The sequence below is a fragment of the Mesorhizobium sp. WSM4836 genome, from assembly GCF_055811815.1.
In genome coordinates, this window is the sequence record NZ_JBVVQF010000005.1 from 316437 (window position 1) to 331682 (window position 15246).

Below are 15246 nucleotides of genomic sequence, written 5' to 3' on the forward strand. Positions count from 1 at the left end.
TCGGCGGATTTTAACCGGCCGCAAGCAGCACTATGATGGTTCATGGAGCATTCATCTTCGGGATTTTCTCCCATGCCGGCATCCGACAACCCGCCATTTCCCGCGGCCCTGCGCCTTTTCTCTGTGGTGGTCATCATCGTCCTGACCGTAGGGGCCGGCCTGTTTTTCGCGCCTGCGCTGATCAAGCCGGGCTGGCCTTGGGCCGTCACGCCGTTCAATGCGCGCTTCCTCGGCGGCTTCTATTCCGCCGAAATGATCGTGATGGCGGCGCTGCTGGTCTGGAATCGCTGGTCGCCCGGCAGGCTCGTGCTCGTCATGGCCTTCATCTTCACCGTCATCGTGTCAGTGGTTTCGTTCATCAATCTCGGCTATTTCAACTTCGAGCGCAAAGCGCCCTGGCTGTGGTTTTTGGTCTATCTTGCTTCGGCCGCGGTATCCGGACTGTTCTTGTGGCGGGCCAGGGCCCGTCCTTCTGCAAAAGGCGTGACCTTAAATTCCGTATGGCGCGGCAACATGCCGGCGGAATCTGCGATCCTTGGGCTCTATGGCGTCGGCTTGTTGCTGTTTCCCCTGACATTCAGTGGCATCTGGCCATGGCCGATCGATGCCTTCCACGCTCAGGTCTACAGCGCCATCTTTCTCGCCGGTGCGGGCGGTATATATCTCGTCTGGAGAAGTGCGCCGCGCGAGGAACTGCTGGTGCTCGGGTTGGCGCAGTTTCTGGTTGGCCTGCTTGCCATCCTCGGCGTCCTCATCACCGACGCTGCGGTGCACCGAATCGACTGGACCGCGACCGGGACATTGTGCTGGCTCGCCCTTTTCGGCTGGATCGGCATCAGCGGCGTCTTCAAACTCTACGCCGCCTCCCGGTAGTTTAGCTCGCAATCGGCATCATAGGTTGCACAGACGGCTGGATTTTCAGGTGTCGTCCGGTGCATCGTACCGGGCCGATTGCCTTCGCGGGAACGCCATGACCAGCACGACCTCGCCGCCCTCCGAGAAAATCCAGCCGAAGCTCCGGTCCGTCCGGCCAAGCGATGCGGAGGCGCTTTGCGCTATCTTCAACATGCCGGGCTTCCGCTGGGGCACGCTCAGGATGCCTTTCGAGATGGTGGAGCAGGTGGAGCGGCGCATCGCCAAGTCCGGCCAGGAAACCACCTGGATCGTTGCCGAGCTGGACGAAAAGGTCGTCGGCCACGGCAGCCTGGTCGTGCAGGGCTCGCCGCGCCGTTCGCATATCGGCGAGATCAATATCGGCCTTGACGACGCCTTTGTCGGCAAAGGTATCGGCTCTGCCATACTTGGCGCGCTGCTTGACGTGGCCGACAACTGGCGCGCCCTGAAGCGGGTCGAATTGACCGTCTATGCCGACAACGAACCGGCCGTCCGTCTCTACAAAAGCCACGGCTTTGAGGTCGAAGGCCGGCATGTGAAAGCCGGCTTTACCGACGGGCAGTACCACGATCTCCTGAGCATGGCCCGGCTGCGGTTCTAATATCCGCTGTTTGGCCTTAGCTGTTTAGCCAATCTGACGATTCGTGCCGAGTCGGCGAACAGGTGATTGCTCATGAAGAACTGCGTGGGATGCGGTCATTTCGTCTCACACCATCTCGGTCGAGTTGACGATCTATGTGTGGGCCGGCCGCATCCAGCAAGTCTGGTCTCGCTTGGCGTTTGCACCGCAAGCGGCTAGACGGGACCAATGACCGCCGTCTTTGACCCAACGCCTACGCCTCCGGTGGAAATTCTGGCTGTGCTGTCGCTGCTCTGCCCGGAGGTCGTGCGCGACATCGAGCAGAACTGGAATGCACCGGTTTCCGATTACGCCCGCCATCTGTGGCGGCCGGTGGCGAGGCCTGCATCGGGCCCGGCGATCGCTGCCCGATCGATCCTGCGCGAAGTCCTGCATCAGCGCCTCGGTATCATGATGCAATCTGAGGAGATCGGCAAAGCCCTCGACGAGTTCGAGCACAGACCGGTGATTCAGTCCGGCCTGCACTGCCTGCTTCTGATGGACCGGATCACCTTCGATGCCCTCCTGCTTGCCTGGCTCGGCGCGGTCGAAAACGGGCTGTCGGCCTTCTTCGGCTTCATGGGAACGACGATGACCATGGAGACAGTTGGCCGGGAGGGGCCGGGATGGCTCGATGTCGGCGACGACAAGGTCAACCTGTTTGGCATGGGGCGCCACAAACTGTGCCGCAAAAGCGCCTGCGTGGCCGGTCCCGTCTCCCTCAACAAGCACGCGCTCGAGGCGGTGGGCGATGAAACGGATGCCAGCCGCTGGCTGGGCACACTGCTTGCCAGCCAGGGCAAGGTGTTTGGAACCGCCGCCGATGCGCTGACAGCCCTCAACGAGGATCTGGTCGCCGATTGGGATCGTTCCGGCATGGCCCTGCCGGTTTTCATCGATGATCGGCTCGCCGCGGCCGCCACGGCGCGGCATCTAGAACATGACGGCAGCCTTCTTTCCAGGCTGCTCACTGAGCCCGCAAGGCGCCAGCGTCTCGAACGTGCCTTGCAAGACGCAACATCGAGCCCATTTGGCAGGTTTCTGCCCAATGCCACGGCCTATTTCTGGGGCGTCCGCGAGGAGCGCGTGCGCAAGCTCGTCCTCGAGAACGGGAATCTGGTCGAGCCTGGCAGGCCGCATGGTCTTTCCATCCCGTTCGAGCGGCCGCATCTCAGGCAGGCGCTGCTGGACGGCGTGCTGCTGCCGAACTTGTTCCTGACGTTCCTCGTCCTTGCCATATTGCCGCGCGTCCGGGTTGTGGGCGGCCTGAGACAGATTGGCTATATAGCGCTTTTCCACTCGATCCTGCTGGCTGCCCTAGATGAAAACGCGCCGGAAGAGCGCGATCTGGCCGCGGAGCTGCAGGTTCGGGAAAATGCCTGGGGCATGCGGGTCATCGATGAAAAGATCTCGGTCCGCGAGCAGCTTGCCGGCCTGCCGGAAGGGGCGCTCTTCCCGGATCTGCTCCGGCAATACCGTTTGCGGACATTTGCCGAGACGACCGACGACCTGAAACTGGTTCGCGAAAACGCCCGATGGCGCAAGATCGGCCAGGCAGAGATCAAGGCGAACTCAGCCTAGTGCGCAACCAAGCAACGGCGATCTATCGGTGAGCCTCGATCCGGCCGCATAACCCTCACCTGTCATTGCAAGACACCGGCCTTGCGGAGCCCGTCCACCACTTGTTCGAAATCGGCAGGGTTCTTGTAGGGCAAGACTTTGCGACGGTACTCCAGCGAATAGTCGGGATTGACGCGAAGCACCTCCTGCCATGCCGCGCGGGCCTCGGCGAAACGGCCCAGATGGCCGTAGCTTGCGGCCAGAAGCGCGCGCGACACGTCGGTGACAGCGTTGCGAGCCAGCCGTTGCATCAAGAAGTCAACGGCCTCTTCGTACCTTTCTAGTTGAAACAGGGCCAAAGCCTGGAAGTGCAGAAGCACATCCGAGAAGTATGGATTCAGGGTCTTCCCCCGGCCGAAACTCTCGAGGGCCTCCTCGGATCTGCCCGAGTAGTACAGCGCCTCGCCGAGGGTGACGTGCCCTTCGGCGAAATTCGGATTGAGGACTATCGCGCGCTCGGCCTCGCTGATGGCTCCATCGTGCCGTCGTGTGTACAGCTTGGCTATAGCCAGCGCCCAGTGCGCCCAGGGATCGCTGCCATCCAGCGTTACCGCTCGCGTTGCGGCCTCTTCCGCCTGCACCATCGATTCCGGCGGTGACGCACTCCACCTGTTCAGGTAATCGAGTCCGTGCGTGAGGGCGAGGAAAGCGTGGGCAGAGGCAAATTTGGGGTCCAGTTCGATGGCACGTTGCAAGAGGTCGCGGGCTGCGACGTTTGTCTCCTTCGTCAGCCGGTGCCACAGCTCCCGGCCCCGCAGGAAACAGTCATACGCCTCCGTGTTGCGCGGGTGCTCGGGCGCCAGCCGCTGACGGTCGCCCTCGGTCAGATTGAGAGTCAGCGCACCGACGATCTGCTGCGTCACGTCGTCCTGCACGGCGAATATGTCGGTCAGGTCGCGATCGAACCGCTCCGCCCAAAGGTGGCCGCCCGAGGTTGCATCGATGAGCTGCGCGGTGATGCGTACCCTGTTTCCCGACTTGCGTACGCTGCCCTCAAGTACATGCCGCACGCCGAGCTTTGTGCCCACCTCCTGCACGTGGACGTTCTGGCCCTTGAAGGTGAACGACGAATTGCGTGCGATGACGAAGAGCTGCGACAGTTTGGACAGCGCCGTGATGATGTCTTCAGAGATGCCGTCGGCGAAGTAATCCTGTTCGGCGTCACCACTCATGTTGGCGAACGGCAGGACGGCGATCGACAGCTTGGGCGGCGCTGCCGTCGCCGGCCGGCTCGTTGCGGTTTCCGAGATCGCGGCCGCCTTGGTCCCGGCGCTACCGACTTGCAGCGAGTAGACCCGGATCGGCTCAGCGATGTTCTTGAGCTGCGTGCTGCCGAGATCGCTGACCGAGAGGTCGAGCCTCGCCTTGACCTGGCGATAGGCATCCTCGGACAGGCAGATGGCGCCGGGCGCCGCGACGCCCTCCAAACGCGAGGCGATGTTGACGCCGTCGCCCATCAGGTCGCCGTCGCTTTCCTCGACCACATCCCCCAGGTGGATGCCGATCCTGAACTCGATACGGCGGTCCTGTGGCACGCCGGCATTGCGCTCAACCATACCATTCTGAACCTCAATGGCGCAGCGCACGGCATCCACAACACTGCGGAACTCAACCAGCGCCCCATCCCCGGTGCGCTTGATCACCCGTCCGTGGTGCACTGCGACGATCGGATCGATCAGGTCGCTGCGCAGTGCCCGCAACCTCGCCAAAGTACGATCTTCATCCGCGCTCGCGAGCCGGCTGTATCCGACCACATCTGCAGCCAGAATTGCGGCTAGCTTACGATTCTCGCTCACAGGTCCGTCACCTCATCTCCAAGATAGCAGGAAGACGGAGGCAAGAGTGAACTTTCGCAAGGAATGGCCGCGCAGCCGCCCGAATCGGCAGCGCTCTGCCACTGGAACCGCACCGATCGCTCGATGCCCTTTGCGCTGCCACTTGCTGGTCGATGGCTATCGGTTCATCCTTGTGAATACCCTGGCCGTGAAGTGTTTAGCGAGATCACGCCGTCACGGCCCCTAGTGAGGTCTTGTTCTATGGACTGCTCAGGCTGCGGTTTCGAGATTGAGGGCGGTTACGCTTTCTGTCCGAGGTGTGGCAGGCGCCAGCCCGTGCCATGCGCCAGTTGCGGCTACCCCTGCGCACCTGATTTCGAGTTCTGTCCGAAATGTGGGGCAAGCGTCGGTTCGCCCGCAAAAGCTGTCGAACGGCCTGCTCCGACAGCAAGCCGGACCATTGTGCCGCCTTCTCAAACTCCGTCGCTGCTTCCGAACATCCAAAGCGAAGAAGGGCTGCATCCCGTCTCTGACGCCGATCGCCGGACGGTAACGGTGCTGTTCGCCGATCTTTGCGGCTTCACGACACTCAGCGAGCAGCTCGACCCCGAGGTCATGCAAACGCTGCAGAACGAACTGTTCAAGGAGTTGGCGGCGGCCGTGCGAAACTATGGTGGTTTCGTAGACAAATTCATCGGCGATGCACTGCTCGCTTTGTTCGGTGCGCCGGTCGCGCATGAGGACGATCCGGAACGTGCACTTCGCGCCTCTCTCGACATGATCGCCCGGACGGCGCGGCTCGGCAAAAGCACCCCCCACTCCGGCTCGCCTCTGTTACTCCACATCGGCATAAACACTGGTCCGGTCGTTACAGGCGGATTGGGCATCGGCGCCGCCAGATCTTATTCGGTGACCGGCGACACAGTGAATACGGCGCAACGCCTGCAATCGCTGGCCGCACCGGGTGAGGTGCTGGTGGGCGAGCTCACTCACAGGCTGACCCGGCATGCCTTCTCTTACGAGTCGATGGGTGATGTCGTGCTTCACGGCAAGGCTGGCAGTGTGCTCGTCCATCGACTGGACGCACCGCTAGCGGCCCCGCGTGCAGCGCGTGGGCTCGAGGCGCTCGGCCTTAGTGCGCCGCTGATAGGTCGTGGTGCGGAGCTCAATAGAATGATGGCGAGCCTTGACCAGGCGTGCAGCGGCTCGGCCCAACTTGTCCGCCTCGTCGGAGAAGCCGGCATCGGGAAATCGCGGCTGGTGAAGGAGTTCGTCGCCCGCGTCGGCGACGAGGACCGTTTTCGCAACCTCGCCGTGCGGCAGGCCACGTGCTCACCGCTGGGTGAACAATCTTTTGGCGCCTTGGGCGCGGTGGTGCGCAGTGCTGCCGGGATGATGCAAAACGACAATGGGGACGAAATGCGGGGGAAGCTCGCAGGCTTGCTTGCCGACCTCGGCCTGCAGGGCGAGGAGGCGAAGCGGCTGATGCCTTTGCTCTATCATGTGCTCGGCCTTGGCGACCCCGATGCCACCTTGCAGCATGTCGAGCCTGAGCAGCTGCGGCGGCAAATTCTCTACGCAGTCCGCACAATCATCGAACGGCGGCTTGCGTTGTCGCCGCTATTGATTGTCGTCGAAGACCTGCACTGGGCCGACGCCGTGTCGCTCGAGGCACTACGTTTCGTGATGGACAGGTTGGAACGCACGCGGTTGATGTTGCTGGTCACGCATCGTCCGGCGCCGGAGAACGACCAGCTCGACTCAAGTCGGGTCAGTCACACAGCGCTCAGGCTTCCGCCGCTCAACAGTGATGACGGACGCAGCCTGCTCGCGGCGCTTTTCGGCGAGAGCTGGGTAAACTCCGCAGGAGGGCTTGTCGACCAGATCCTCGAGCGCGCGGGCGGCAACCCCCTTTTTGTAGAGGAGATCGTTCGCGGCCTTATCGATCGCGGTGTACTGATGCGAGAGGGCCAGCGATGGCGGACTGTGGCCGGCGAAGTCGCAACCGGCATCCCCGCCACTATCCAGGCAATGTTGCTTGCCCGCGTCGACCGGCTGCCCCAAGAGGTGCGCCGGTTGGCCCAGGAGGCCGCAGTAATCGGCCCGCGCTTCGATGCCACACTTCTGAAAACCGTGACAGCCCACCCCGGCCGGCTTGAAGCCGGCTGCGAACTGCTTTGCGATGCGGAAATCATCGAGGAAGTTGCCGGATCCGGCTCGGTCTCGTCGCAAAGCTACCGCTTTACCCAGACGTTGCTGCAGGACGTGATCTACCAGAACCTGCTCCTGCAACGCCGGACCGAAATCCACGGCCGGATCGGTGCTGCCTTGGAGCAACTGTTCGGCGATAAGCCGGAACGGCTTGAGGATTTGACCGTGCTCGGTCATCATTTCGCACAGAGCGCGGAGCGGGAGAAGGGCGCGCATTACCTGCAGGCGGCAGGCGATCGCGCTCGCATGATATACGCCAACGACGACGCCCTTCGTTTCTACGAGCGAGCACTGACTGCGTTGGACGCGACCGGGCAAACACCGCTCAAACTGGCAATTGCAGAGCGCATTGCCGATTTGAGCGGCCCGGCAGGCCGCCGCGAGATCGCACACCACCACTACGAGACGGTGTTGCAGGCATACCGCGAGTCTGCCAATCACGTCGCGTCGGCGCGAGTTTTGCGTAAGATCGGTCGGCTGCTCTGGGACGTCGGCAAGCGGGACAAGGCGGAACCCCGCTACGCTGAGGCGGCAGCGCTCCTCGATGGAGCGGATGCCCCGATCGAGCAGGCGCATCTGTGGCAAGAACGTGGCCGACAGGCGTTCCGTAGCGGAGATCACGCTCTCGCGGCAAAATGGGCAGATGCGGCGCTGGATTGCGTAGGCACACTGACAGCGGAGCAAATCTCCGAGGTAGGGCATGATGCCACTCTTGTGACCGCCGAGGCACTCAATACCAAGGCTGTCGCGCTGGCTCGCCTTGGGCGAAACCGTGAGGCTGTGCGTCAGGTTGAGCGCAGCATTGAATTGGCCGAAGCCGCCGGTCTACTGGGCGCGGCCTGCCGCGGCTACACCAATCTCGGCGTACTTTACACGACCATCGATCCGGCACAGGCGATGGAGGTCTGTCGGCGCGGTCTTGAAGTGGCGCGCCGTATTGGTGATTTGGGTTTCCAGGCGCGCCTCCTCGCCAATCTGGCGGTCGCTTGCTGTACTTTCACGGATCGCTGTCCAACGGAGGGCGTCCCTGCTGCCGAGAAGGCCATCGAGATCGACCGGGCGCTCGACCAGCGCGAGCACCTGCCGGTGCCGTTGATCGTGCTTGGGCAGATCCACCAGTGCAACGGCCGTCCGGACCTGGCGGTTAGCTTGTTCCACGAAGCACTGGACGTAGCCCGCGAAACGGGCGAACCCCAACTGCTGTTTCCGTGCTATGATGGTCTTGCAACGCTTAATCTCGACCTCGACAATCTGGCCGAGGCCGAACGCTATTTTTCCCTGGCGCAGGGTATATGCGTCCAGCACGGGTTCGACCCGGAAGCGCTCGTGGTGCTGCCTTTTCTCGACTAGCCGGGGTGGAGGTTGGAAATGTCCGCGCGTAATGACTTGATACCGCTTCAACCGGGCGACCGTGCGCCGAACTTGGTACTCGATGCCATTACCCAGGAAGGCAAGATCGCGCTTGACGACTTTCGCGGACAAAGACCGGTGCTGGTCGGCCTGTTTCGAGGTCTGCATTGTGCGTTTTGCCGGCGCTATATCGCCGCCCAGGCGCGGCTTGATCCGGAGCTGCGCGAAAAGGGCGTGGAGAGCCTGACGGTGGTCAACACGCCGATCGAACGGGCGCGTCTCTATTTCCGCTACCATCCGATGCCGAATCTGCTTGCGGCCTCCGACCCTGAACGTGCTTCACATCGTGCCTTTGGACTGCCCAATCTCGAATTCACCCAAAACGAGACGAACTGGCCGTACAAGGTCTCGATGGCAGCGGCAAAGGATATGCGGGTCGATATACCAGGCGAGTTGCCCGGTCCCATGGATCCTTTGGTGGCCAGCGAATTCCTCAACAAGAAGGACCATTACGAAGTGACCGAAGCCGACGAGCAGATGATGGCAACAGGACACGGACAACTGGTCGGTCAATTCCTATTGGACCGACAGGGGATCGTCCGCTGGAGCTTCACGGAGGTTCCAGAGGGCGGGCGATACATGTTTGGGAAGCCAAACCCGCAGGAGCTGATGTCAGCCGTGTCCCAAGTCGCCCAATAGACTTGCGAACGAGGTAAACGGGCGGGCACTGAACAAAAAGCGGAACCAATTTGGTACCAATCCAGACGCTGACAAGTTCAGCGTTCATGCGAGCACGGCCTCGACTTTGGCAACGAAGTCATCGAGCGAGCGATCCCCGCGAATTTCGATGCGCGGAAGGTCGATGGGATCGCAATCGAGGTCCGCCGGCCCGTGTCTGCCGCCGAAGCCGATCCGATAGCCGCACTCCTTGGCCAGCCGGCCTAGCCTCCGGTCAGTGACAGAGAAGGGTGCCGCGAACGCCGTGGTTTGCCGGCCGGTCCACCGTTCTATGAACATACGAGATCGCAGCAGTTCGGCGGCTAGCTCGGAACTCGAAAGACCATCGATTGCGCGATGCGTCGCCAGATGGCTTCCGAAGAACGCACCTTCGGCTGCGAGGCGTCGCACCGTCCCGGCGTCCATAAGCGGTGTCGGTGGACCGCTGTCGGCATCCCACCGTGCGCTTTCACCGACCAAGTCCGTCACCAGGAACACTTCCGCGGTCAGGTCGTTCGCGCGCAAGATCGGCCAGGCATGGTCGGCAAAGTTCTGGAAGCCGTCATCGAAGGTGATGAGCACTGGGCGGCCAACCAAAGTTTGACGGTTGGCGATGAACCATTCCAGCTGCTCGGACCTAATCGCATGAAAGCCGTTGGCGCGCAGCCATATCATCTGTTCGTGCAATGCGGCGGGCGTGAGCCGAAAACGGGCGAGCGCGGCCGGACCTTCATCGGAGACGCTGTGATACATGAGGACAGGGATACGCTGCCGCCGCTCGCTACGTGCAACGTCGCGGCGCAGGGCCCGCGCCCCGCCCCAGACGATATTTCGCGCGACCCCGATTTCGAGGCGCGCGCGGATTGGCACATGATCAATCACCGGTTCCGTCGCCACGTCGTCGGGTGACAGGCGGCGGAAGCGGTCTATGCGGTAGAGCTCGGTCTGGATCGATTGCTCGAGGACGAGGCCTTCGGTCCCTGCCAGCGTCTCTGAGACCGCTTGTGCGCCGAACGTGTTCCAGTCGAAGCCGGTCCTTTCAATATTGTCGCGTAGCACGAATGCGTGTGCGTTGATGAAACTGCCCCCAGGCGCCAATGCCTCAACGATTTTTTTGGCGATGCGCCGCAACTCGGCGAGATCATCCAGATAATAGAGCACTTCCGAACATACGATCAGGTCCATCTCACCCGGCAGCGTGTCCGCGGAGAAATCCAGTACGCCGAACTCAACATTCGACTGATCGCCGCATCGCGCGCGCGCTCGCCCGACCGCTACGGCGGAGATGTCGGTTGCGGTCAAATGGCCTACCCGCGGCGCCAGCTGCCGTGTGAAGTGCCCCTCCGCGCAGGCCAGCTCAAGCGCCCGTCCGATGCGACCGGCAGGCAGAATTTCGAGCTGCCGCTCATATTTTTCCTGCTCATAGGACGAACCGTAGTTCCAGGGATCCTCGGTCGCGAAATAGCCATTCCAGAACGACGTGCGATCCTTGTCGTGCCTGGGCCGTGCGCGGCGCGGCGCGGCAGGAGGCTCCGCAGGTTCGGCGCTCGACAGAGCCAGCTCCCGCGCTTCTGCGGCCAGCCGCGCGAGTTTGCCGAAGTGGCTGTCCGGATCAGGCCCGCCTTCGGCTGTGGCTGGCAATGCCTCGGCTGCGAGCGTGTTTGACGTATCGGCGCCGGCGGCCGGTTGCGGGACAGGTGATCGTCCCGCAAACCTTGCCGCACTGTCTACAAGCCGCTCAGGGGGCACGACATCCAGGATCAATTCAATCCAATGACGCCTTGTCACTGTCCCGAGTACGCCGAACTGCACGAGAGCCTCGATCTGGCCATCCATCATCAGATAGGCATAGATTTGATCTATTCCTTCCGGCACTTCGATCGAGGCCGGATTTCGCGCGTCGACACGAATTCCAAGTGTCCGTGCCAGGCTGCGCGGCGCGGCAAGATCGTCGAAGTCGAGCAGCATTTGCTCAAGGTGATACTGGACGCGGCGACCTGCGTCGGGATTTTTCCAGACCTTGCCGAGTTCGGTGATCAGCTCGGTGAGGGAGCCGCCGAACCTGTCCCACCTGGCAGCCAATTGCGCCGGCACCGACAGGCTTCCTGCCATAAGGCCATCGAAGACCACCTTGGCGATCTCACGCGCCCACTTACGTCCTGCCGGGAGCGCGCGCAGGGACTGCGGGCCGATCGAGCGCGAGCCGCAGCCGCAATCCGACGCGGCGTTCCACAAGGCGAACCACGCGAGTGCTTCGGAAGCGGTGCCGCCTTTCGCCTCGATCGCTCCATTGGCGTGAGCCGCTGCCGGGTGTTTGACCCTGGGATCAGGAGAAAAGCCGCGGGCGATCACGATTTCCGCATCTGCCAGCATCTGCATCGAATTGCGAGTGAGCGAGTCGGGGCTGGCCCGGTAGAAAGCGAGCGGCTCGTCGACGATCACCCAGCGTTTGCCCAAACGCGCGACGCGCTGCCACAAATCCCAATCCTCGCAGGTGCGCAACGAAACGTCGAAACCGCCCAACGCGGCAATCGTCGCACGATCGATCAGCAGCGCGTGAGTGCGGATGGCGCAGCGGCGTGCGAATGTCTCGAAAGGCTGGATCGCGACCTCCGTTGCGATGCTCGACGGCGTGAGTTCGCCATCGGGCATAACGCGCCGGGAACCGCAATAGGCGGCGACCGCATCGGGCGCGGATTTCAGTGCGGCCAGCATTTTCGCAAGGAAGCTGGCATCCACCCAATCGTCCGCATCCAGAAACATGAGCCAGCGGCCGCGCGCTGTCGAAATCCCGCTATTGCGCGCCCCCGCCGCGCTATGCGCGCATGAGCTCAACGTCCGAAATCGGGCATCGTGCTCCATATAACCGGCAATGATCGCCGGGGTACCGTCCGTCGAACCATCATCGACGACGATCGCCTCCCAGTTAGCAAAGTCCTGATCGAGAAGGCAATCGAGTGCGCGCGCCAGCGTTACCTCCGCGTTGTGCGCAGGAACCACGATTGAAACCAAGGGATCATGCGCCACGCCGTCTTACCCGTGCCCGGTTCGAAAGTAGAGCAAGATGCGTTGATCTTTCTCGGCGTAGGCCGTCACAATCGACGCCGATCAGTCCGTCGACCCATCGTCCACGACGACTATATCCAGTATCTGGTAGATCTGCCGGCCGATACCGGCAAGCGTTGCGCCGACGGTTTGCTCGGCATTGAACATCGGTACCACACCGCCTTGCACTAGCATTGTCCCGGATCATCGAGCTTTCGTTTTCTTCGGCAAGAGTCGGCGAATGTCAAAACCGGATGACGGAATCGGCTGCCAGCACTGCCCTGTCAAGATAAGGGCGAATTAGAGGCAGGCAAAAAACTTGAAGACAAGCTGAATGGCAAGCGCGCATGCCCCACGGCTTAGAGCTGAGGTCGATGCGCCGGGGCATCTCCGCTCGCGCGTTTCATCGGCAAAAAAGATGACCGGAGGAAGACGCGAGCGCAAGCTGATCCGGATCGAGCCGCTCGGAGCGGCGGCCGAACTGCGAGCCCTGAAGTTGCTTGATGATGGATTTAAGGGGCTCGATCTCACCGTCGCAGCGCTCGACAACCGCCTCCATGTCACGCACAAGATGCCGCAGAAGAGCCGGTTCGCTGGGCAGATTGTCGAGGTCGAGCCGCATGTCCAAATTTACCCGAATGGGGACGCACGAACCGACTTAAGCCGAGAAGATTCCGGCTTGCGGGCCGTCTATTTTGCTGACATGTTTATCAGTTTCTAAAATAGCACTGTGGCAGCTGTTAAAAAGAAGGGGCATGGGATGGCCAAGGAATCTTCGAGTACCGCTTCTTCGGCAAATAAAGCGGACGCAAATCTGATAAGTAATCCAGACGGAAACGGGCTGACCTTCATGGCGGGCCAGGCTCGCGAGAGCGGGGCATCCGGCGACGCTGTAGGTGTCGACAAGATACGTGATCTGCTGTTCGGCAACCAGATGCAGGACTATGACCGCCGTTTTTCCAAGCTTGAAGAACGGGTCTTGCAGCGCTTCAAGGATGTCGAATCCGAGGCCAAGCGCAATCTTGAAATGTACGAGTCAAATGCAAAGAAGCAGGTCGACTCGCTTGCGGCGCAATTGCGGAACGAAAAAGACGCGCGAGCCGACGCCGACAAGGAGATTGACCGGAATCTTCGCGAGCAAAACCAGGCGCTTGAAAAGCAGGTGCGCTCGTTGTCGGATCAATTGAGCGAGCTTGAGCGCGAAGTTGCGGACCGGATAAATCGAAACGATCATTTGCTGCGTGAGGAAATCAAGCAAAAGAATGATAGCATTCAGATGGTAATGGAGAAAATGTTTTCCGATCTCGGCAATGTCAAGACCGACCGAAATCTTTTGGCTGGCCTGTTTGTCGAGGTTGCAAAATGTCTAAATCAGGATCCCGTCGGTAGCAAGGGCAACTCTGAGCGTAGCTGGAAAGTGAGTTGATCGGAACTTGACGTCAACCGTCGACCCAATCAGCCTTCCTCAAAGAACAGCTTCGAACGATACAGAGATTGATCGCGAGGCTCTGGCTCGCCTTTTGATCGAAATTGCCCGGAACGTTGATCCGGAGCATCGTGCGCGTCTCGACGGAGTCCCAACCGCCGATCCTCGCATGGAAACGCTGCGCCAGTTGCTGGTCGGCCGCGAAATTTCGGAGCTTTCACGAGTTACGCACCTGCTCGACGAACCCGAGCAGCTTGCGGCTGCAGTTGGGGGTGTTCTCCCCAGTGCAGCCGCACGTGCGGCTCATGCGCAACTCGGCGAGGCGCTTGCGCCGGCTGTCGAGAGGGCCGTGCAACGGTCGATCCAGAAGAGCCCGCGTACGCTTACGGATATATTGTACCCGGTGTTTCTGCCGGCTATTCGCAAGTCGATCGGGGAAAAGATCGACCAAACCTTTCAATCGCTGAATGAAACTTTAAGACATATATTTACTTGGCATGGGCTCAAGTGGAGACTTGAAGCTTGGAGAACAGGTGCAAGCTTCTCAGAAGTTGTTCTTAAGCATTCTCTCGTCTATCGTGTAGAACACGTCTTTCTTATAAATCGCAACTCCGGGCTTTTGATAGCGCACGTAACTGCCGATAATGCGACCAGCGAAGATCCTCAACTCATTTCTTCGATGCTTAGTGCAATTCAAGATTTTGTGAAAGACTCATTTAACGAGAAAGAACAGAGCGGCCTGGACACTATTCGATTCGGGGAGCTTCGTCTCTGGTCGGAAGTTGGACCGTTTGCGACCTTGGTTGCGGTGATCCGGGGAAATCCGCCGGAGGAATTACATGAAACAATTCGCGATGTATTGCTTCGCATCCATGCTGAATGCTCCCAGGCTCTAGAGCAGTTCGACGGCGACAGTTCGCAGTTGACCGGCGTAGAGACGCAGTTGCAGACCTGCGTTGAACTGAAGCAGGAGGAATCAAACCAGGGATTTCCGTGGCTGGTGGTGGCTGCAGTCCTGCTGGTTTTGATTCCGGCGGGTGGTTGGTTCTTTCTTTCCTGGCAATCCGGGCAGCGCTGGCAAGCCTATGTGGCGCGACTGGCGACCCAGCCGGGCATCATCGTTGCCGAACAAAAGGTGCGCGATGGCCAATTCTATATTGCCGGCCTGAGAGACCCGCTTGCCGCCGACCCGCAGTCGCTGTTGGCCGGAACGCAGGTCGATCCCGCCCGCGTTCATTCACAGTGGCAATTCTATCAGAGCCTTGAGCCGGAGTTCGTGCTGAGGCGGCTAACGGCGTCGCTGGTTCCGCCGGATTCAGTACGACTTTCGATCGTCAATGATCGCATCGTTGCCGAGGGTGAGGCTCCCGACACCTGGATAGATCGCGCGCGCGCGGCGGCCCGACAGCTTTCGGCAGGCGGACCGGAATTCGACATCTCCAGGGTTCGTGATGTGAGCCCCGAAGCACGCGCGGCGGAGCGCTGGCAGGCCTATGTGTCGCGACTGGCGAGCCAGCCGGGCATCATCGTTGCCGAACAAAAGGTGCGCGATGGCCAATTCTATATTGCCGGCCTGAGAGACCCGCTTG

At 61.0% G+C, this 15246-nt stretch carries 9 protein-coding genes and 2 pseudogenes; 7 read left to right on the forward strand and 4 right to left on the reverse strand.

The features are described from left to right. Positions 1-72: 72 nt before the first annotated feature. The 3 genes from AC0L2P_RS09390 (at position 73) to AC0L2P_RS09400 (ending at position 3094) form a co-directional block, all read left to right on the forward strand. Positions 73-873, forward strand: coding sequence for a hypothetical protein (locus tag AC0L2P_RS09390; RefSeq protein ID WP_473500949.1), 801 nt, complete (start codon positions 73-75; stop codon positions 871-873). 97 nt (positions 874-970) lie between these two features. Continuing rightward, on the forward strand, positions 971-1495 hold the full coding sequence (locus AC0L2P_RS09395) for a GNAT family N-acetyltransferase (RefSeq protein ID WP_473500950.1): 525 nt from the start codon (positions 971-973) through the stop codon (positions 1493-1495). A gap of 207 nt (positions 1496-1702) precedes the next feature. Further along, positions 1703-3094, forward strand: coding sequence for a hypothetical protein (locus tag AC0L2P_RS09400; protein ID WP_473500951.1), 1392 nt, complete (start codon positions 1703-1705; stop codon positions 3092-3094). A 62-nt stretch (positions 3095-3156) separates the two neighbouring features. Here the strand turns inward: AC0L2P_RS09400 and AC0L2P_RS09405 are convergent, their stop codons facing one another. Further along, positions 3157-4929: an adenylate/guanylate cyclase domain-containing protein gene (locus AC0L2P_RS09405; protein WP_473500953.1), complete on the reverse strand. Its 1773-nt coding sequence runs from the start codon at positions 4927-4929 to the stop codon at positions 3157-3159. A gap of 240 nt (positions 4930-5169) precedes the next feature. Here AC0L2P_RS09405 and AC0L2P_RS09410 point away from each other — a divergent pair, with 240 nt between their 5' ends. Both AC0L2P_RS09410 and AC0L2P_RS09415 read left to right on the forward strand, forming a co-directional pair. After that, entirely contained in the window at positions 5170-8469 is a 3300-nt protein-coding gene (locus AC0L2P_RS09410; RefSeq protein ID WP_473500954.1) for an ATP-binding protein, read from the forward strand. An 18-nt stretch (positions 8470-8487) separates the two neighbouring features. Continuing rightward, a complete protein-coding gene (locus tag AC0L2P_RS09415) occupies positions 8488-9168 on the forward strand; it encodes a peroxiredoxin-like family protein (protein WP_473500955.1) in 681 nt (226 codons plus the stop codon). An 84-nt stretch (positions 9169-9252) separates the two neighbouring features. On the opposite strand, the gene AC0L2P_RS09420 is transcribed toward AC0L2P_RS09415, so the two are convergent. From AC0L2P_RS09420 to AC0L2P_RS09430, 3 genes and pseudogenes are all read right to left on the reverse strand, one after another. Then, on the reverse strand, positions 9253-12213 hold the full coding sequence (locus AC0L2P_RS09420; protein WP_473500956.1) for a trifunctional glycosyltransferase/class I SAM-dependent methyltransferase/polysaccharide deacetylase: 2961 nt from the start codon (positions 12211-12213) through the stop codon (positions 9253-9255). An 81-nt stretch (positions 12214-12294) separates the two neighbouring features. Then, positions 12295-12426 carry a glycosyltransferase gene (locus AC0L2P_RS09425; protein WP_473500957.1) on the reverse strand — a complete coding sequence of 44 codons (132 nt, stop codon included), beginning with the start codon at positions 12424-12426 and terminating at the stop codon, positions 12295-12297. Positions 12427-12667: 241 nt separating this feature from the next. Continuing rightward, positions 12668-12853, reverse strand: a pseudogene (locus AC0L2P_RS09430) (transposase domain-containing protein); the annotation flags it as partial. Positions 12854-12991: 138 nt separating this feature from the next. Here AC0L2P_RS09430 and AC0L2P_RS09435 point away from each other — a divergent pair. Continuing rightward, on the forward strand, positions 12992-13657 hold the full coding sequence (locus AC0L2P_RS09435; RefSeq protein ID WP_473500958.1) for a DUF3450 domain-containing protein: 666 nt from the start codon (positions 12992-12994) through the stop codon (positions 13655-13657). Between the two features lie 7 nt (positions 13658-13664). Further along, positions 13665-15246 (forward strand): annotated as a pseudogene (locus AC0L2P_RS09440) (OmpA family protein); the annotation flags it as partial.